This window comes from Pseudomonas sp. FSL W5-0203, from assembly GCF_001896155.1.
In the GTDB taxonomy this organism is placed as follows: domain Bacteria; phylum Pseudomonadota; class Gammaproteobacteria; order Pseudomonadales; family Pseudomonadaceae; genus Aquipseudomonas; species Aquipseudomonas paracarnis.
In genome coordinates this window covers 112,770-129,314 of record NZ_MPOR01000011.1, presented here as the reverse complement: position 1 = coordinate 129,314, position 16,545 = coordinate 112,770, and the positions used below count along the sequence as shown (strand labels likewise).

Sequence of the window (16,545 nt, the reverse complement as noted above, 5' to 3'; positions counted from 1 at the left end):
CCATCATGAGCACAGCCCATTCCACTGCAAGCCTGCGGCTTGCCGAGCACGACCGCACCCATCGTTTGGTGACCTGGCGCCTGATGCCCTTGTTGCTGGTGTGTTACCTGTTCGCCCATCTGGACCGCATCAACATCGGCTTTGCCAAGATGCAGATGAGCAGCGACCTGCACTTCAGCGACACCGTGTATGGCTTTGGCGCCGGTCTGTTCTTCATCGCCTATGCACTGTTCGGCGTGCCCAGCAACATTGCCCTGGACCGCGTCGGGCCACGGCGCTGGATCGCCTGCCTGATGGTGGTGTGGGGCCTGCTCTCCACCGGCATGTTGTGGGTGGAGAGCGCGCGCGGGTTCTACGTGCTGCGCTTTCTACTGGGGGTGGCCGAGGCCGGGTTTTTTCCGGGGATCCTGGTATTCCTGAACCGCTGGTACCCGGCGCGCCGTCGCGCCCAGGTCACCGCCTTGTTTGCCATTGCCGTGCCTATGGCCGGGGTGTTGGGCGGGCCGATTTCCGGGGCGATCCTGGAGAACTTCCACGACGTCGGCAGCCTGCGCGGCTGGCAGTGGATGTTCCTGATCGAAGGCGCGCCCGTGGTGCTGCTGGGACTGGTGGTGCTCAAGTGGTTGCCGGACAGTTTCGAGTCGGTGCACTGGCTGACTGCCGAGCAAAAACAGCAACTGCGCACCCAATTGAGCAACGAGGAACAGCGCAAGACCATCACCTCGTTTGGCGGCATCCTGCGAGACCCGCAGGTGTGGCTGCTGGTGGCTGTGTACTTTGCGGTGATGCTGGCGGTCAACACCCTGGCGTTCTGGATGCCCACCCTGATCCACGGCGCCGGCATCGGCCGCGACAGCCAGGTCGGCTTGCTCAGCGCCGTGCCGTACCTGGCCGGTTGCTTCTTTATGCTCGGCTGTGGGCGCTCGTCCGACCGCCACCGCGAGCGCCGCTGGCACCTGTGCGTGCCATTGCTGATGGCGGCGTTCGGTATCGCCGTGGCGGGCCTGGCGCCCGCCAATGCGCTGCTGGTGATGAGCGGGCTGGTGGTCGCCGGCATGGGCGCCAGTGCCGCCCTGCCGATGTTCTGGCAACTGCCGCCGGCGTTTCTCTCCCACACCACCCAGGCCGCGGGCATCGCCATGATCAGTTCGTTCGGCAGCATCGCGGCGTTCCTCGCGCCCTACCTGATCGGCTGGATGCGCGACGCCACCCAGAGCGCCAGCCTGGCCCTGTACGTACTCGCGCTGTTTATCGCCCTCGGTGGCTTGCTGGTGCTGCGCACCCAGGCCGCCATCGTCAACCCACACTAGAGACCGTTGCCATGCTCGACTCCCAGCAAATCCTCGCGGCCGCCGCCCACCTGGACCGCGCCGAACGCAGCCGCGAACAGGTGCGCCAGTTTTCCCTCGACTACCCCGATATGACGATCGAGGACGCCTACGCCATCCAGCGTGAATGGGTCGCGCAGAAGATCAAGGACGGGCGCACGCTCAAGGGCCACAAGATCGGCCTCACGTCACGGGCCATGCAGGTGTCGTCGAATATCACCGAACCCGATTACGGCGCCCTGCTCGACGACATGTTTTTCGACGAAGGCAGCGACATTCCCTTCGAGCGTTTCATCGTGCCACGGGTGGAGGTGGAACTGGCCTTCATTCTCGGAAAACCGCTCAAGGGGCCCAACTGCACGGTGTTCGATGTGCTCGACGCCACCGAATGGGTAATCCCCGCGCTGGAAATCATCGACGCCCGCATCCAGCAGGTCGACCCGCACACCAACGCCACGCGCAAGGTATTCGACACCATCTCCGACAACGCCGCCAACGCCGGTGTGGTGCTCGGCGGCCGCGCCGTGCGCCCCACCGAGATCGACCTGCGCAAAGTGCCGGCGGTGCTGTATCGCAATGGCGTGATCGAAGAGTCCGGCGTCTCGGCGGCAGTGCTCAACCACCCGGCCAAGGGCGTGGCGTGGCTGGCCAACAAGCTGGCGCCCTATGACGTCACCCTGCTGCCCGGCCAAGTGATTCTCGGCGGTTCGTTTACCCGCCCGGTGGCGGCCCGCCCTGGCGATACCTTCCACGTCGACTACGACCTGCTCGGCTCGATTGCCTGCCGCTTCGTCTGAACCCAGGAGTGCTGTCATGGACATGCCTGTCAACCGCTTCAAGCAACGCCTGCACAACCGCGAAGTACAGATCGGCCTGTGGCTCGGCCTTGCCAACGCCTACTGCGCGGAACTGGCGGCCAACGCCGGTTTCGACTGGCTGCTGATCGACGGCGAACATGCGCCCAACCACCTGCCGGGGATGCTCGCGCAATTACAGGCCATCGCGCCCTACCCCAGCCAGGCGTTGATTCGCCCGGTGATCGGCGACACGGCGCTGATCAAACAACTGCTGGATATCGGCGCCCAGACGCTGCTGGTGCCCATGGTCGAAAACGCTGCCCAGGCCCAAGAACGGGTGCGCGCCCTGCGCTACCCGCCCCAGGGTATTCGCGGGGTCGGCAGCGCCCTGGCCCGCGCCTCGCGCTGGAACAGCATCGCCGATTACCTCGACCAGGCCGACGCGCAGATGTGCCTGCTGGTGCAGATTGAGAATGCCGAGGGCCTGGCCAATCTGGACGCCATTGCCGCCGTCGAAGGCGTGGACGGTGTGTTTATCGGCCCGGCAGATTTGAGCGCGTCCATGGGCCATCGGGGTAACCCGGGGCATCCGCAGGTACAGGCGGCGATTGAGGACGCCATCGTGCGTATCGTCAAGGCGGGTAAGGCCGCAGGGATTCTCAGTGCAGATGAAAATCTCGCACGACGCTATATCGAGTTGGGGGCGACGTTCGTGGCGGTGGGGGTGGATACCACGGTGTTGATGCGGGGGCTGCAAAGCCTGGCCGGGAAGTTCAAAGACGTACCGGTGGCTGCCAATACCGGTGGTGTCTACTGAAATCCATGTGGGAGCTGGCTTGCCTGCTCCCACCGTTGACCGGTGGTGGTTCAGTCACTAGGTCAGCGCTTGATGTTCTTCAAGTCATCCAGCAACCCCAACAAGGTCTGGAATTTCTCTTCGCCAAACTGATCCTGCAAGCGCTGGTAGTTGGCCTCCATGCACTGGCTCATGGACTCAAAACTCGCTTTGCCCTTGTCCGCCAGGGTAATCAGCACCCGGCGCTGGTCCTGTTCGGCCTTGCGCCGGTGCACCATGCCGGCCGCTTCCATGCGCACCAGCACGCCGGTCATGCTCGGCTTGAGGATGCAGGCCAGTTCCGCCAGTTGGTAGATCTCCAACTCACCATGCTGTTCAAGGATGCGGATGATGCGCCATTGCTGTTCGGTCAGGCCGTGTTCATTCAGGGAAGGACGGAAAAAACTCATCGCGGCCTCACGCGCTTGCAGCAAGGCCAGGGTCAGGGATTGTCGAGGTGTGGACATAGGGCTCAGGGTCACGAAGTATTTAGTTAATAGTTTAACGAAACTCTAACATTCCCGGCCGGCGAGCGCGCTATAACTTGTAGGTGCCCTCGCCCGTGGCGCGCTGAATCAAAAAACCGGGCACGCAGGATCAAGACTTCCAGCCCGCCAGGGGCCCTAATGGAGGCATCCGCTTTAGCGCCTTCCTTCACTTTCTCAGGCTGCGCCATGATCAACATCGAAACCCCCACGTACTACACCGCCACCAAGAAATACAACCTCAGCTTCCCCACCCTGGAACAGGATATCGACGCAGACGTCGTGGTCATCGGTGGCGGCTTTTCCGGGATCAACACGGCCCTTGAGCTGGCGGAAAAAGGCATCACTAACATTGTGGTGCTCGAAGCGCGCTACCTGGGCTTTGGCGGCACGGGCCGCAACGGTGGGCAGATCATGGCGGGCATCGGCCATGACCTGGAGAAGATCAAGAAGGACGTGGGCGAAGACGGGCTGCGCCAAGTGTTCGAGATCAGCGACCTGGGCGCCGACATCATCAAGAACCGCATCGCCAAGTACAACATCGACGCGGACTTTTGCCACGGCTACGGCTATATGGGCTTCAACGCCCGCCAGGAAAAAACCCTGCGCGCCTGGGAGAAAGACTTCAAGTCGATCAACAGCCAGCACGAAATCCGCTTTCTCGCCGGCTCCGATGTGCAGCAGATCATCGGCTCCACCGCCTACACCAGCGCCCTGTTGCACATGGGTGGCGGGCATGTGCATTCGCTGAACCTGTTGCTGGGCGAAGCTACCGCACTGGCCAGCCATGGCGTGAAGATCTTCGAAAACAGCCCGGCGCTGGAAGTCAGCTACGGCGAGCGCATCACCGTGCGCACCGGTCGCGGTTCGGTACGCGCCAGCAAGTTGCTGTGGGCCTGTGACAGCTTTCTCAACAAGCTGGAGCCAGAACTGCACCGCTCGACCATCAACACCTACGCGTTCCAGATGATGACCGAGCCGTTGTCCGAGGAGTTGATCCAGCGCATCAGCCCAATCCGTGGGGCCTACAGCGACATCCGCCCAGTGATCGACTACTACCGCGTCACCAACGAGAACCGCCTGCTGTTCGGCGCCGCAACGCCTTTGGTGGAGCACATTCCCGGCGACCTGAAAGCCTGGAACCGTCACCTGATGCTGAAGATTTTCCCCTACCTCAAGGACGTGAAAATCGACTTGGCCTGGGGCGGCCCGATGGCGTGCAGCCCGAACCTGTTCCCGCAAGTGGGCACCTTGCCGGGGCGCAGCAATGCGTTTTTCGTGCAGGGCTATTCCGGCTTTGGCGTCACGCCCAGCCACATCATCTGCAAGGTACTGGCCGAAGGCATGAGCGAAGGCTCGGCGCGTTATGACCTGGTCAGCTCGATTCACCGCCCCACCATCATCGGCAAGGACGCGATTCGCCCCCTGCTGCTGACGGCGGGCAAATCCTGGCACCAACTTTCCGGCTACTGGAATGGGCGCCGCTAACCCTCTTTTCTCACTCACAGGAACCACTGCCATGCCTCTTACCGCCCTGAAACACAACGTCCAGCTGTCGGAACTCGACGCCTGGGGCACCGTGGCCGACCTCGGCTCGCAAATCCTTGAAGGCGACGTCCGCGCCTTCGGCAAGATGACCTTTGGCGCGCCCACCGATGCGGTCAGCAGTGCGTACTTCGGCACGACCCAGGGCAAGTTCCGCATGGTCTACCCCTTCGCCGAGCAAGCCACAGTAGTGACCGGCGAAGTGGTGCTGACCGACGAGTCCACCGGCCAATCCACCCGCTACAAGGCCGGTGACAGCTGGTTCGTGACCAAGGGCACGCCGGTGCTGTGGGAAGTGGTCAGCGAGAGTTTCGTCAAACACTACTTCGCCGTCGTGTAAGGGAGGCGTTGCCATGTCGAATTCATCTGACTGGATCACCGTGGGCGTCCTGGCTGAGGGGTTTGCACCCGAGGCGTTCATCCTGCCGAACCTGGCCGACCTGGCCGGCCAGACCTTCACCCTGCACTTTGCCAATGGCTGGCAGATCGAACACCGCTTCGAACAGGAGCGCCTGGCCTGGCACGCCGCCGATGGCCACTCCAGCGGCAGCGCCGCCTACCGCGCCAGCTCGATTCGCCCGGGCCTGTACCTGGTGGACTTTATCAAGCACGAGGCCGGGCAAAGCTGGTCGATCAGCCTGGTGCTGGACACACCAAATGCCTCCTTTACCGCGGTGATTGGCCGTATGCCGGAACCAGCAAAGACCCACGAAGGCCTCTACCACCGCGCCCTGGCCGGCAAACCGCTGACCTCGGTACAGGTCGACTTCCTCCACGGCAGCCTCGACCGGCCGTGGCAGGATGGCCACTGCCTGCACGCCCCCACCGACGAGTTGGTCGGCCTGCGCAACCACTATCGCTACAGCCCCAGCGAGGTCTACGAGCACATCTACCTCAACCCTCGGTTCTACGCCTGGCAATGCCTTGAGGGCGTGGAGAAAGGCTTGTGCGACACCGACCGCTGCCATTACTACAAGATCGCCGAACAGCTGTACCTGTTCGTGTGGCAGGAGAAGATCGTACCGACCCTCGGCCTGGTGCTGATCGACCTGCAACAGCACCGCAGCGACGGCAAGATCTTCGGCTATGCCGGGGCGTCCTTCGACGCGCTGTCGAACTTCCCGATCAGTTCCTATTGCCAGGTGCTCAACCGCACGGAGTATCCCCGTGACTGAGCCGCGCACGGTGGTGATCACCGGGGCCGGCACCGGCATCGGCGCTGCCTGCGCACGCTTGTACGCACAGGAAGGCGCACGGCTGGTGCTGATCGGTCGGCGTCGTGAGCCCCTGGAACAGGTGGCGCAGGACACCGGCGGGCTGATCCTGGTGGGCGATGCCGCCTGCCCGGACACCTGGGACGGCTTTATCCAGCAAATCCGCAGCCACTTCGGGCGCCTCGATGTGCTGCTGGCCTGTGCCGGTGGCCACGGGCTAGGCAGCGCGACCCAGACCAGCCCGGCCACCTGGGAAGGCGCGCTGCGCAGCAACCTCGACAGTGCGTTCTACAGCGCCCGCGCCTGCCTGCCGCTGTTGCAGGAAAGCGCCGGGAACATGGTGCTGATCGGTTCCATCGCTTCATTGGCGGCAGGCCCCGAGGTGTGTGGCTACACCACCGCCAAGCATGCGCTGCTCGGGCTCAACCGCTCGCTGGCCCGTGATTATGGCCCCCATGGCGTGCGGGTGAACGCGGTGTGCCCAGGCTGGGTGCACACGCCGATGGCCGACGCGGAGATGCGGCCTTTGATGGAGGCGTACGGCGAGAGCTTGCAGCAGGCCTATGCACGGGTGTGTGCCGATGTCCCGCTGCGGCGCGCCGCCCGTGCCGACGAGATCGCCAAGGTGTGCCGCTTCCTGGCCAGCGACGACGCCTCGATCATTACCGGCGCCACGTTGGTGGCGGACGGTGGGGCCAGCATCGTCGACGTGCCGACGCTGGCGTTTACGCGCCTGGAGCCTGCCCATGACGAATGACCTGGATTTCAGCGGCCAGGTCGTGCTGGTCACCGGCGGCGCCCAGGGCATTGGCCTGGGCATCGTCCAGGCCTTTGCCCAACGCGGTGCGCGGGTGGTGATTGCTGACCGTCTGCTTGAACAGGCTGAAGCCGTGGCTGCCCGGTTGTGCGCACGGGGGCATCAAGTTGAAGCCGTTGGCGTTGACCTGGCGGATGCCAAAGCGGTGTTTGCTTGCGTCCAAGGCTTGGCGCAACTGGATGTACTGGTGCACAACGCCGGGTACTTTCCGCTGACCGCCTTTGCCGACATCACCCCAACGATCCTGGAGCGCACCCTGGCGGTGAACCTGTCGGCGCTGTTCTGGCTGACCCAGGCGGCGTTGCCGAGGTTTCGCGAGCAAGGCCGGGGCTGCGTGCTGGTGACGTCTTCAGTCACCGGCAACCGGGTGGGTTACCCGGGGCTGAGCCACTATGCGGCGTCCAAGGCCGGGGTGAATGGGTTTATCCGCAATGCCGCGCTGGAGCTGGCGCCGTTGAATGTGCGGGTCAACGGCGTGGAGCCCGGCATGATCGCCACTCCGGCGATGGATAACCTGGGCGATGCGGCCGTGAATGACAGCATCGCCCGCCGTGTGCCGCTGGGGCGCCTGGGCGCGGCGGCGGATATTGCCGGGGCGATGGTGTTTCTGGCCTCTGACCTGGCGGGCTATATCACCGGGCAGACGCTGGTGGTGGACGGTGGCGCGACGCTGCCCGAAATCTGAAACCCGATCGTTCCCACGCTCTGCGTGGGAATGCATCCTGTGACGCTTCGCGTCACGACTTCTGGAGCGGGACGCGGAGCGTCCGGGGCGGCGTTCCCACGCAGAGCGTGGGAACGATCACGAGGAGCTGTTTATGCCCCCACCGCCTGCAACCGGCTGGAACGAAACTCCTTGGGCGACACCTCGAACTGCTTCTTGAACGACCGACTGAAATGCGCCGAGTCGGTAAAGCCCCATTTGTACGCAATCGAGGTGATCGACTCACTGCGCAGGAACGGGTTGGTCAAGTCATCCGCACTGCGCTTGAGCCGTGCGCGCTGGATATAGCGGCAGACGCTGTCGTCCTGTTCTTCAAACAGACGGTACAGATGCCGCACCGAAATATTCAGGCGGTTGGCCAGGCCGATCGGGCTCAGGCCTGGCTGGCTCAGGGACTCATCGATGACCTTTTGTACATAGCTGCGCAGGTTATTGCCGTGCAACGCAGCAACGCCCTCGCGACACTCATCGCCCTGCTCCAACGCCGACCCCAACAGCGAGACGAAGGCCGCTTGCAGCGCTTCCACTTGCGTGGCGTCTTCGTCGGTATCGTCCTTGCACAGTTGGTCCATCAGCACATGCAGCATGCGCCCGCAGGCTTTGGTCGAGGAGATCTTGCCGAAGGCCCGTGCCTGGCCACCCAGGTGCTTGCACACCGCACTGCGCGACAGGGACAACGAGGCGTGTTCGATCAGGCCGAAGGGGGTGATTTCGATGGAGCCCACCGAGTCCATCAACAGCATTTCTCCGGGGGCCAGTTGTACGGTCTGGTCGTTTTGGGTGATCTGGGAGTAGCCGCTGCGCTGGCTGACCAGGAAACATTCCTGGTCGTTGTCATGGTCGGCTTGGTGCGTCGGGCGTTTGATCAGCCCGGCGTTGGTGCGCAGGATGGCCAAGCCACGCGACAGGTTGTGGATCTCGCCAATAAACAGCGACCGGTTGAAAGCCAGCTGAGTATCGAAGTGGCCGCACGCGGCGCGCAGTTCGCGGTTCCAGCTGTCGAGCCCGTCGGGTGCATGCTGTGGGATGCTCATGGGGTGTCTCCGCAGTGGCGTTATTCTTGTTGTTCTGCGCAATAGTTAACATGTTATCTATATGCACGCAACAACAACCTGTTTGCCCTTTGCAGAAGCACTAATGGTGCCAATCAGAGATTCGACAGTACCCTGTGCAGGCCGACCAATGTGGCGAGCAGATGCTCGCGTTGTGCACGGCTTAGCGCAATGTAGCGCCGAAACGCCGGCATGCGGTTGACCACCTCGCTGCCGCCCATATGCTCCAGGCGAACGCACCATTGCTGGTCGTGCAGCTCGATGCGCAGGCGCTTGAAATCCAGCGGCATTAACGCTTGGAACAACGTGCTGTCAGCCAGCAGACGCGCCTGCAACTCACGGCCCAGTGCCTGATTGCCAGAGCGGCGCCGCACATGAATGCCGCTGCGACGGATCGCGCCGCCATGGTGCACTTCGAAGCTGCCAGCGCCACCCGCTGCCGCAGGAGCGCGCAGGACATATTCGGTCAGCACCAGGTGCATCAACAACTGCGACTCGGTGCGCTCGACAATTTCGAAGGCCACACCGTCCACTTCAAGGGTTGCCAGGCCCAGATCACGCCGCAGGTGGGCCAGGGTCACCCCCGGCCGATACCCACTGGGTGCGCGGTCAGCACGAAACAGCTCAAACAGTTTTTGCCGCAAGGTCGCTATAACTTGCATGGGCGTGCCCCGGTTCGTGATTGAATTCCTTGGCCAACACCTCCTCTACGCAGGCGGGCTTGAAGGGGTTGACCTTCTGCACCACCAGGGTCCAGAACAGCGCGTAGGTGGCCGTCACGCCGAGCATCACGCCAAACGGCACGTAGATGTCCGCCGGGTTCATGCCGGGCGGGGTGATAAACCACATGCCCAACAGAATGCCGATGCTGGAGACGATCTGCGGCAGCGGGAACCACGGCGAGCGATAGGCGCGGGGCAAGTCCGGACGCCGAATGCGCAGGATCACCACCGACAGCGTCACCAACAGGTAAGCGAAACTCCAGGCACACACCGCCGCCAGCACCAGGTGCATGATGTTGTCGGTGTTGCCGCCCAGGTACAGCGCGTGCAGGCACGGGATCAACATGGCCACCAGGATGCACAACAGCGGCGTCTTGAAGCGCGGATGCAGGTAGGTGAACACCTTGGGCAGGGCGCCATCCACTGCCATGCCGTAGAGAATGCGCGGCACGCCGGCCATCAGGGTATTGATGGTCGCAGCGCCAGCGAACAGAAAACCGATGCCCAGCCACAACGGGCCTATCTGCCCCATTACCTGTTCGGCAAACCGGGGGATGGCCATGGGTGTGTCCAACAGGTGCACCCCCGAAGCTGCGTCGAGCACCACGTTCTCCACCTGGCGTTTCATCGCCGCGCCATAGATGAACATGCAGGTGGCCACGCCCATCAGCCCGAGCATCATCGCCCGTGGCATCACCTTGGCCGATTGGCGCAGGTCCGGCGCCAGCGGGGTGACGAACTCGCAGCCCACGAACATGAACATCGCCATGCCCACCAGCGACAGCACGGTAACCAGGTCGGTGCCCACCAACGACTCGCCGAACCAGCCCTCCAACTGCACCGCCGGCGCGGCGATCAGGCCCAGTACGCCGAACACCATCAGGGTGGTCCACATGCCGAAGGTCAGGATGATCTCGGCGCGGCCAAATGCGCTGACGCCAAAAGCATTCAGCACGCCGAACACCAGTACGAAACCGACGCCCAGCAACCACGAGCCGCCGGCCGACTCTGCCAGGGTATTGAGGTGTTCGAAGTTCACCAGGGCCATGACCCCGGCGAGGATAGTTTCGGCGGTGCCGGCGAACACATGCACGATCAGGTAGGCCGACAAGGTCCCGGTGATCGCAAAGAACCTACCCATGCCACAGTTGATGTAGTCGTACACCGAACCGGTGGTAGGCAGTATCGACGCGGCCTCGGCGAAGGTGGTGGCCTGGGCCAGCATCATCACCACGGCGAGCAGCATCGCCAGGGCAAAGGCGCTGCCGCCGATGCCGAAACCCATGGTGGCGGTGAGGATCACCGGGCTGGCCATGATCAGGCCGATGGTGCTGGCCAACGCAGTGGGAAAACCTACCGTGCCCCGGTTGAGGTGTGCGGTGAGTCGGTCGTTGATCGACATGGAGGGGTCCTCGAAGCGGTTTTTTTTAATGTGTCGGCACTCTGCGCCCCACTCCCGTTGATCGTCTTGCCCCTGTCTGCCGCCGGTTTTGTTGCTGCCTGCCACGGCGTGTGGCCTGGCGGCCAGAGTCAATTGCCTGGCACGCAGGGAAAAGACTTGGCCTCATACCGCTCGCCCTAATGCGCCCTCACTCTTAACCAAGATGGGGTCAATAACAATGGAGCACACACTGAAAAACCGCCGCCTGCGCCAGACGGTCGGCCTGGGCGTGGCACTGCTGGTGGGCCAGGCGCAGGCCATCGAGTTGTATGCCGACGCCGACACTCAGGTCACCGGCAACTTCCTCGCCGTGTACGGTATGTTCAATAGCCCGAAGAACTACGATGGGCGCCGCGACGGCTCCACTTGGCGTGAGGCGTTCATCAAGTACGGCCTGAGCGTCGAACAGCGCCTGGGCAACCTGGGCGGTGTGTATGGCACGGCCAACCTGGTGAGTTCCGGTACCTGGGGCGATGGCGACGCATCCGGGTTGACCAACGGCACCGAGCGCACCACCAAGTTTGACGAAGCCTTCGCCGGCTGGCGGTCCGGGGAGCTGTTCCCGGTTTTGGGCAAGGACGGTGTGGACCTGTCGTTTGGCCGCCAGATCATCATGTTGGGCGACGGTTTTATCCTTAACGACGACGGCCCCAACCTGGGCAACGGTGTGGGCGACGGCGAGTTCAATCGCGGCGGCGCCTACTACATCGCCGCACGCCATGCCTTCGATAAGACGGCGGTGATTCGCCTGGGTGGCAAGGACGGCGTGCATGGCAGCCTGATGTGGATCAAATCCGACAACCGCGCCCAGGCCCTCACCGAAATGGCCGCCGGTACCCTGGAATACAGTGCCGCGCCGGGCACCCTGGGGTTGACCTATATTCACGGCATCGACGTGGATGAGCGCTTCGCCACCGACCTGCAGCGCCAGCGCAAAGGCATGAACCTCTACAGCCTGCGCGGCACCGGCAATGCCGGTATCGACAACGCGCACTTCGCCTTCGAACTGGCGCGCCAAAGCCGTCGCGATGGCCAGGAAAATGCCGGTTACGCCGAAGCCGGCTACACCTTCGCCAACCTGCCGTGGTCACCGGACCTGACCTACCGCTACGCCCGTTATTCGAAGAACTGGGACGGCATGTTCTCAGGCTTCAACCGTGGCTACGGCACCTGGGTGCAGGGCGAAGTAGCGGGCAACTATTCCGGCCCCTTCAACAGCAACACCGCCGTGCAGCACGTGGCGCTCAAGGTCAAGCCACTGGAGAACGTCACGCTTGGGGCGCTGTTCTTCGACTACAACACCGTCAGCACCCGCGGCCAATTGAACCTGGATGGCCGCGAACTGGACCTGTATGCCGAATGGGCCGTCAACGAGCACCTGATCATCACGCCGCTGCTCGGCCTGTACAAACCGAATAAATCAGCCGAAAACGGCGGCAATCAGATCGGCGGCAACGGCACCAATGTCTACAGCCAACTGGTGGTCGCCGTGCCGTTCTAAACCGCCTCGGGCGCGCACGGAGGCAGCGCCCGGACCTCGGCATAGGCGCCCTGATGATAGAGCAGCGGCGCACGGCCAAAATCATCAAAGGCCACCACCTTGCCGATCATGATCCAATGGTCGCCGCCGTCCACCTGCTGGTATTTCTCACAGTGAAAACGCGCCGAGCAATCGGCGAATACCGGCGAGCCTCCCTCCCCCGGCTCGTATTCGATCAGGGCGAAGCGGTCTTCACGGGGGCGCGCGAAATTGTTGGATAGATGCACCTGGTCCGCCGCCAACACATTCACGGCAAAGTGGCTGGCCTCCTCGAACACGGCATGGCTATTGGAGCGTTTGTCGATGCTCCACAGCACCAGCGGCGGGTCGAGGGACACCGAGTTGAAACTGTTGGCCGTCACGCCCACCTTGCGCCCGGAGGCGGTGGCGGCGGTGACCACGGTCACGCCGGTGGCAAAATTGCCCAAGGCGCGACGAAAGGCCCGTGGGTCGAATACGTCAGACATGCAAGACTCCCGGGTGGCCTCTATGGGCCGCCCTGATTGTTGTAGGGAAAACGCAGCTACACCATGCTCGGGTCGGGTTCCAGGCCCATCAGCTCACGGCCAAGGATTTGCGCGCACACGTCATAGTCGGTGTAGGCATGCGCGCCGGTCATGTGGGCATCGCGGAACAGGCGCTGCATTTCGTTGTGTTCGAACCAGGCATTGCCACCGGCGGCGGCGAACAGGCGGTCTACCGCTTCGATGCACATCTTGGTGGCGTAGGCCTGGTTGGTGCGCCAGAACGCCAGGGTTTCTCGCGCTGGGTAGCGGTGGGCGGCGCTGTGTTCGGCGTGGTCTTGCCAGGTCTTCTCCAAAAACGCCCGAGCAGCGGCCACCTGGTGGGTGGACTCGGCCAGGCGCATCAGCGCCGGGGTCGCTGCGCCGACGGCGGCACCGGTATAGGCGCGCACACGGTTTTTGGTTTTTTCGCGGAACACCTCCAGCATGCGCTCGGCCACGCCGAGGCTGACGGTGGAAAAACCACTGGCGAAATACGGCCGGTACGGCGCGTAGAAAATCTGGCTGTCTGGGTAGAGACCAAAGCCTGCGGACTTGCCTTCCATCATGTCCTTGGCCTTCTGGATCCGGTGCTCAGGCACCCAGGCGTTGTCGATGATCAGGGTCTTGGTGCCACTGCCTTTCATGCCGGCCGCGAACCAGTCATCGCGGATCTGATAGTCACTGCGCGGCAGCACGGCAAAGCAGTAATCCTGGGTACCTTCGGCATTCTGGCGACGGCAGCCGACAATCGCCCACTCGCCATGGTCACAGCCGCTGCTCCAGCCCATCTCGCCACTGAAGTACACGCCACCCTCGCCCTCGGTCACCCGGCCGAACGGCGCAATACTGCTGCTGGCCGTGGCATCCGGGTTGGCGCCCCAGATCTCCTCCTGCAACTGCGCCGAGAACAGCGCCAGTTGATGGCTGTGGGTACACAACAAACTCATGGCCCAGGCGGTGCTGGCGCAACTGCCGGCGAGCAAGGCGATGCAGTCGGCGAATTCGGGCAGCGACAGTTCCAGGCCACCGAATGCCTTGGGCTGGAAGGCGCGGTGCAGGCCGATGCTTTTGAGCAGCGCGATATTCTCATCCGGCACCTGGCGCAGCTGTTCGGCACGGCTGGCGTTCGCGGCAATGGCAGGCAGAAGAGGCTTGAGGTCTTCGAGGAGCGGGTTTGGCTTTTTCATGGACGGCCCTGCTTATTATTGGAAGTCCGGCAGGCGCTCCGAATCGTGGAACGGCGCGGGATGCAGGGCCAGTATCGAACGGCTTGCGCCGGCACAACATGCACGTTCGGCAGGCAAGGTTGTACTTTTCACAGGCACGGCAGGCACAGGCATAAAACCTGGCAGGCACAGTCAAGCCGCGTACCTGCGCGTTGGTTAACCTCGGGGTTTCTTTTGTGAACTGCCAGGAACCTGCCATGAGCGATATCCCGCTGCTGCCTCACGTCGAAGCCTTTTTGCGTCGCCGTCATGGGCTGTTTATCGACGGCGCCAGTGTGCGCAGCCACGCCGATGCACGCCTGAGCGTGACCAACCCCGCCACCGGCCAGGTGATCGCCGACGTGGCCGACGCAGACCTGGCGGATATCGACGCCGCGGTCGCTTGCGCCAACCGTGGTTTCCAGCTGTGGTCCCAGACCGCTCCCGCCATCCGTGGCAACGTGCTGCTGAAACTGGCCGACCTGCTGGAACACCATCGCGAAGAACTGGCGCAGATCGAAACCTGCCAGTCGGGAAAAATCATCCAGATTTCCCGCGCCTTTGAGGTCGACCAGGCCGCGCACTTCCTGCGCTACTACGCAGGCTGGGCCACCAAGCTCAGCGGCCAGACCCTCACGCCGTCGCTGCCTTCGTTCAATGGCGAGCGCTACACCGCCTTCACCTTGCGCGAACCGGTGGGCGTGGTGGTGGGCATTGTGCCGTGGAATTTCTCGACCATGATCGCCATCTGGAAGCTCGCCTCGGCACTGGTGACCGGTTGCAGCATCATCATCAAGCCCAGCGAATTCACACCGCTGACCCTGCTGCGCATCGCCGAACTGGCCATCGACGCCGGGTTGCCGGCGGGGGTGCTCAATGTGCTGACCGGCGGCGGCCAAGTCGGCAAGGGGCTGGTGGAACACCCCGGCACGCACAAGGTGTCCTTCACCGGCTCAGTGCCCACCGGTATTGCAGTAGGCCGCAGTGCCATGGGCGCCGGGCTGACCCGCGCGACCCTGGAACTGGGTGGCAAGAACGCCGCCGGCTTCCTGCGCGACATGGATGTAGACAAAGCGGTGGATGGCATTATCGAAGCGGGTTTCCTGCACTCGGGGCAAATCTGCGCAGCGGCCGAACGTTTCTTCGTGCACCGCTCGCAAATCGACGCCGTGCTGGAAAAACTCAAGGCGCGTCTCAGCCGCCTGACCATCGGCTCGCCCCTGGATGAACACACCGAATTCGGCCCGGTGACCCACCAGCAACACCAACAAAAACTGCTCGGCTACTTCAACCAGGCCCGCGCCGAAAACAACACGATCATCCACGGTGGCCACCTCATCGACCGCCCCGGCTGCTACGTCGAACCCACCGTGATCCTCGCCAACCACCTGCACGACACCCTGCTCAACGAAGAGACCTTCGGCCCCATCGCCACCTTCCTGCCCTACGACGATGAAGACGAACTACTGACCATGATGAACCACGGGGCCTACGGGTTGAGCGCCAGCCTGTGGACCAATGACCTGGGCAAGGCCCTGCGCATGATCCCGGCCGTCAAGGCCGGCACCCTGTGGGTGAACATGCACACCTTGCTCGACCCGGCAGTGCCGTTTGGTGGCAGCCGGTCTTCGGGATTAGGGCGGGAGTTTGGCAGTGCGTTCATTGAGGACTACACCGAGCTTAAGTCGGTGATGGTTCGGTATTAAGGGCTGAGTGCCGACGACCGGAATCAGGGCGCAGGTTTGGCGGGTGGGCCACGAAACAGGTTCCTGGAAATGATGTCGGCCTTCAGCATCTTGAGTTGCAGATGACGATTCACTGCGCCAACTCCTTCCATATAACGGGTGACATGGCGCTTCCACGTATCGACCAACACGAAGGGCGCCAAGCCAATTGCAACAAACGGAAAAATAACCAAACCGAAAAGAATTTTCATAAGTTCCAAGCACCCTTGCAACAAATTCACAGGGCCCAAGGATTTTTCATAATGCAATTTCTTGGTCAACACGTCGGAAATCAGGTTCGTGCCGATGGCGGCGGTTACAAACGGGAAAACAAAGAGGAACAGGTTGGAGCGGTGTTTCACCTGGTCAAACAGAGCACCGCTGATTTTGCCTTTTTCGTGCAGTGACTGCGCCAGCCCATTGAATGCGTCGATGGAGACCACGGCACACGCGGCAATCGAAATCAGCGCAACGCCGGTCGCCACGACAACTTGCGGCGTGGTGTCTTTGTCCAGAATGAAGCCAATCACCGCCATCACCAACACAAAGGCCATCACCAAAAAGCCCAGTTGCACATCCAAGCCAAACAACAATTCGTAATTCATCCGTG

General features: G+C 62.7%; 16 protein-coding genes and 1 pseudogene. 10 read left to right on the top strand and 7 right to left on the bottom strand.

What is annotated here, in order from left to right:
- Window positions 1–5: 5 nt before the first annotated feature.
- The 3 genes from BOP96_RS13030 to hpaI are packed head-to-tail and all read left to right on the top strand — an operon-like array spanning window position 6 to window position 2,942.
- A complete protein-coding gene (locus BOP96_RS13030; RefSeq protein ID WP_020301328.1) occupies window positions 6–1,310 on the top strand; it encodes an MFS transporter in 1,305 nt (434 codons plus the stop codon).
- Window positions 1,311–1,321: 11 nt separating this feature from the next.
- Complete coding sequence (gene hpaH, locus BOP96_RS13025) at window positions 1,322–2,125, top strand: 2-oxo-hept-4-ene-1,7-dioate hydratase (RefSeq protein WP_019821184.1); 804 nt, start codon at window positions 1,322–1,324, stop codon at window positions 2,123–2,125.
- Between the two features lie 16 nt (window positions 2,126–2,141).
- Entirely contained in the window at window positions 2,142–2,942 is an 801-nt protein-coding gene (hpaI, locus tag BOP96_RS13020; protein ID WP_014719077.1) for a 4-hydroxy-2-oxoheptanedioate aldolase, read from the top strand.
- Between the two features lie 62 nt (window positions 2,943–3,004).
- Here the strand turns inward: hpaI and hpaR are convergent, their stop codons facing one another.
- Window positions 3,005–3,427 carry a homoprotocatechuate degradation operon regulator HpaR gene (hpaR, locus tag BOP96_RS13015; RefSeq protein ID WP_014719078.1) on the bottom strand — a complete coding sequence of 141 codons (423 nt, stop codon included), beginning with the start codon at window positions 3,425–3,427 and terminating at the stop codon, window positions 3,005–3,007.
- 207 nt (window positions 3,428–3,634) lie between these two features.
- Between hpaR and BOP96_RS13010 the strand changes: the two genes are divergently transcribed.
- Genes BOP96_RS13010 through BOP96_RS12990 form a run of 5 tightly spaced genes read left to right on the top strand, consistent with a single transcriptional unit; the run spans window position 3,635 to window position 7,706 of the window.
- Window positions 3,635–4,933, top strand: coding sequence for an NAD(P)/FAD-dependent oxidoreductase (locus BOP96_RS13010; protein WP_073452994.1), 1,299 nt, complete (start codon window positions 3,635–3,637; stop codon window positions 4,931–4,933).
- 31 nt (window positions 4,934–4,964) lie between these two features.
- Window positions 4,965–5,330, top strand: coding sequence for a cupin domain-containing protein (locus BOP96_RS13005; protein ID WP_019821177.1), 366 nt, complete (start codon window positions 4,965–4,967; stop codon window positions 5,328–5,330).
- A 13-nt stretch (window positions 5,331–5,343) separates the two neighbouring features.
- Window positions 5,344–6,165, top strand: a complete 822-nt coding sequence (locus tag BOP96_RS13000; RefSeq protein ID WP_073452992.1) for a molybdenum cofactor biosynthesis F family protein — start codon at window positions 5,344–5,346, stop codon at window positions 6,163–6,165.
- Window positions 6,158–6,961: an SDR family NAD(P)-dependent oxidoreductase gene (locus tag BOP96_RS12995; RefSeq protein ID WP_072433826.1), complete on the top strand. Its 804-nt coding sequence runs from the start codon at window positions 6,158–6,160 to the stop codon at window positions 6,959–6,961. The genes BOP96_RS13000 and BOP96_RS12995 overlap by 8 nt, the downstream gene beginning before the upstream one ends.
- Window positions 6,951–7,706 (top strand): SDR family oxidoreductase, encoded by a 756-nt coding sequence (locus tag BOP96_RS12990; protein WP_073452990.1) that lies wholly within the window; start codon window positions 6,951–6,953, stop codon window positions 7,704–7,706. The genes BOP96_RS12995 and BOP96_RS12990 overlap by 11 nt, the downstream gene beginning before the upstream one ends.
- Window positions 7,707–7,837: 131 nt before the next feature.
- Here BOP96_RS12990 and feaR read toward each other — a convergent pair whose 3' ends face one another.
- From feaR to BOP96_RS12975, 3 genes are all read right to left on the bottom strand, one after another.
- Window positions 7,838–8,779 (bottom strand): transcriptional regulator FeaR, encoded by a 942-nt coding sequence (gene feaR / locus BOP96_RS12985; RefSeq protein ID WP_014719084.1) that lies wholly within the window; start codon window positions 8,777–8,779, stop codon window positions 7,838–7,840.
- A gap of 113 nt (window positions 8,780–8,892) precedes the next feature.
- Window positions 8,893–9,459 (bottom strand): DUF3156 family protein, encoded by a 567-nt coding sequence (locus tag BOP96_RS12980; protein WP_032901972.1) that lies wholly within the window; start codon window positions 9,457–9,459, stop codon window positions 8,893–8,895.
- Window positions 9,422–10,921 (bottom strand): APC family permease, encoded by a 1,500-nt coding sequence (locus BOP96_RS12975; protein WP_032901975.1) that lies wholly within the window; start codon window positions 10,919–10,921, stop codon window positions 9,422–9,424. Before BOP96_RS12975 ends, BOP96_RS12980 begins: the two co-directional genes overlap by 38 nt.
- 217 nt (window positions 10,922–11,138) lie before the next feature.
- Between BOP96_RS12975 and BOP96_RS12970 the strand changes: the two genes are divergently transcribed.
- Window positions 11,139–12,461: a hypothetical protein gene (locus tag BOP96_RS12970; RefSeq protein ID WP_073452988.1), complete on the top strand. Its 1,323-nt coding sequence runs from the start codon at window positions 11,139–11,141 to the stop codon at window positions 12,459–12,461.
- 32 nt (window positions 12,462–12,493) lie between these two features.
- On the opposite strand, the pseudogene BOP96_RS12965 reads toward BOP96_RS12970, so the two are convergent.
- Together BOP96_RS12965 and BOP96_RS12960 are read right to left on the bottom strand one after the other, a co-directional pair.
- A pseudogene (locus BOP96_RS12965) lies at window positions 12,494–12,967 on the bottom strand (flavin reductase family protein); the annotation flags it as partial.
- Between the two features lie 56 nt (window positions 12,968–13,023).
- Window positions 13,024–14,193: a p-hydroxyphenylacetate 3-hydroxylase oxygenase component gene (locus BOP96_RS12960; RefSeq protein WP_032901980.1), complete on the bottom strand. Its 1,170-nt coding sequence runs from the start codon at window positions 14,191–14,193 to the stop codon at window positions 13,024–13,026.
- Between the two features lie 236 nt (window positions 14,194–14,429).
- Here BOP96_RS12960 and BOP96_RS12955 point away from each other — a divergent pair, with 236 nt between their 5' ends.
- Window positions 14,430–15,917 carry an aldehyde dehydrogenase family protein gene (locus tag BOP96_RS12955; RefSeq protein WP_072433822.1) on the top strand — a complete coding sequence of 496 codons (1,488 nt, stop codon included), beginning with the start codon at window positions 14,430–14,432 and terminating at the stop codon, window positions 15,915–15,917.
- 23 nt (window positions 15,918–15,940) lie between these two features.
- On the opposite strand, the gene BOP96_RS12950 is transcribed toward BOP96_RS12955, so the two are convergent.
- The gene (locus BOP96_RS12950) at window positions 15,941–16,540 is read right to left on the bottom strand and encodes a hypothetical protein (RefSeq protein ID WP_003192417.1); all 600 of its coding nucleotides are present in this window, start codon (window positions 16,538–16,540) and stop codon (window positions 15,941–15,943) included.
- Window positions 16,541–16,545 lie beyond the last annotated feature (5 nt).

What these genes read in the sequence shown, in the direction of transcription:
- BOP96_RS12990 (WP_073452990.1), top strand. Translation starts at nt 6,951, where the DNA reads ATGACGAATGACCTGGATTTCAGCGGCCAGGTCGTGCTGGTCACCGGC.
- feaR (WP_014719084.1), bottom strand. Translation starts at nt 8,779, where the DNA reads ATGAGCATCCCACAGCATGCACCCGACGGGCTCGACAGCTGGAACCGC.
- BOP96_RS12970 (WP_073452988.1), top strand. Translation starts at nt 11,139, where the DNA reads ATGGAGCACACACTGAAAAACCGCCGCCTGCGCCAGACGGTCGGCCTG.
- BOP96_RS13005 (WP_019821177.1), top strand. Translation starts at nt 4,965, where the DNA reads ATGCCTCTTACCGCCCTGAAACACAACGTCCAGCTGTCGGAACTCGAC.
- BOP96_RS12960 (WP_032901980.1), bottom strand. Translation starts at nt 14,193, where the DNA reads ATGAAAAAGCCAAACCCGCTCCTCGAAGACCTCAAGCCTCTTCTGCCT.
- BOP96_RS12975 (WP_032901975.1), bottom strand. Translation starts at nt 10,921, where the DNA reads ATGTCGATCAACGACCGACTCACCGCACACCTCAACCGGGGCACGGTA.
- hpaR (WP_014719078.1), bottom strand. Translation starts at nt 3,427, where the DNA reads ATGTCCACACCTCGACAATCCCTGACCCTGGCCTTGCTGCAAGCGCGT.
- hpaI (WP_014719077.1), top strand. Translation starts at nt 2,142, where the DNA reads ATGGACATGCCTGTCAACCGCTTCAAGCAACGCCTGCACAACCGCGAA.
- BOP96_RS12980 (WP_032901972.1), bottom strand. Translation starts at nt 9,459, where the DNA reads ATGCAAGTTATAGCGACCTTGCGGCAAAAACTGTTTGAGCTGTTTCGT.
- BOP96_RS12950 (WP_003192417.1), bottom strand. Translation starts at nt 16,540, where the DNA reads ATGAATTACGAATTGTTGTTTGGCTTGGATGTGCAACTGGGCTTTTTG.
- BOP96_RS12955 (WP_072433822.1), top strand. Translation starts at nt 14,430, where the DNA reads ATGAGCGATATCCCGCTGCTGCCTCACGTCGAAGCCTTTTTGCGTCGC.
- BOP96_RS13000 (WP_073452992.1), top strand. Translation starts at nt 5,344, where the DNA reads ATGTCGAATTCATCTGACTGGATCACCGTGGGCGTCCTGGCTGAGGGG.
- hpaH (WP_019821184.1), top strand. Translation starts at nt 1,322, where the DNA reads ATGCTCGACTCCCAGCAAATCCTCGCGGCCGCCGCCCACCTGGACCGC.
- BOP96_RS13030 (WP_020301328.1), top strand. Translation starts at nt 6, where the DNA reads ATGAGCACAGCCCATTCCACTGCAAGCCTGCGGCTTGCCGAGCACGAC.
- BOP96_RS13010 (WP_073452994.1), top strand. Translation starts at nt 3,635, where the DNA reads ATGATCAACATCGAAACCCCCACGTACTACACCGCCACCAAGAAATAC.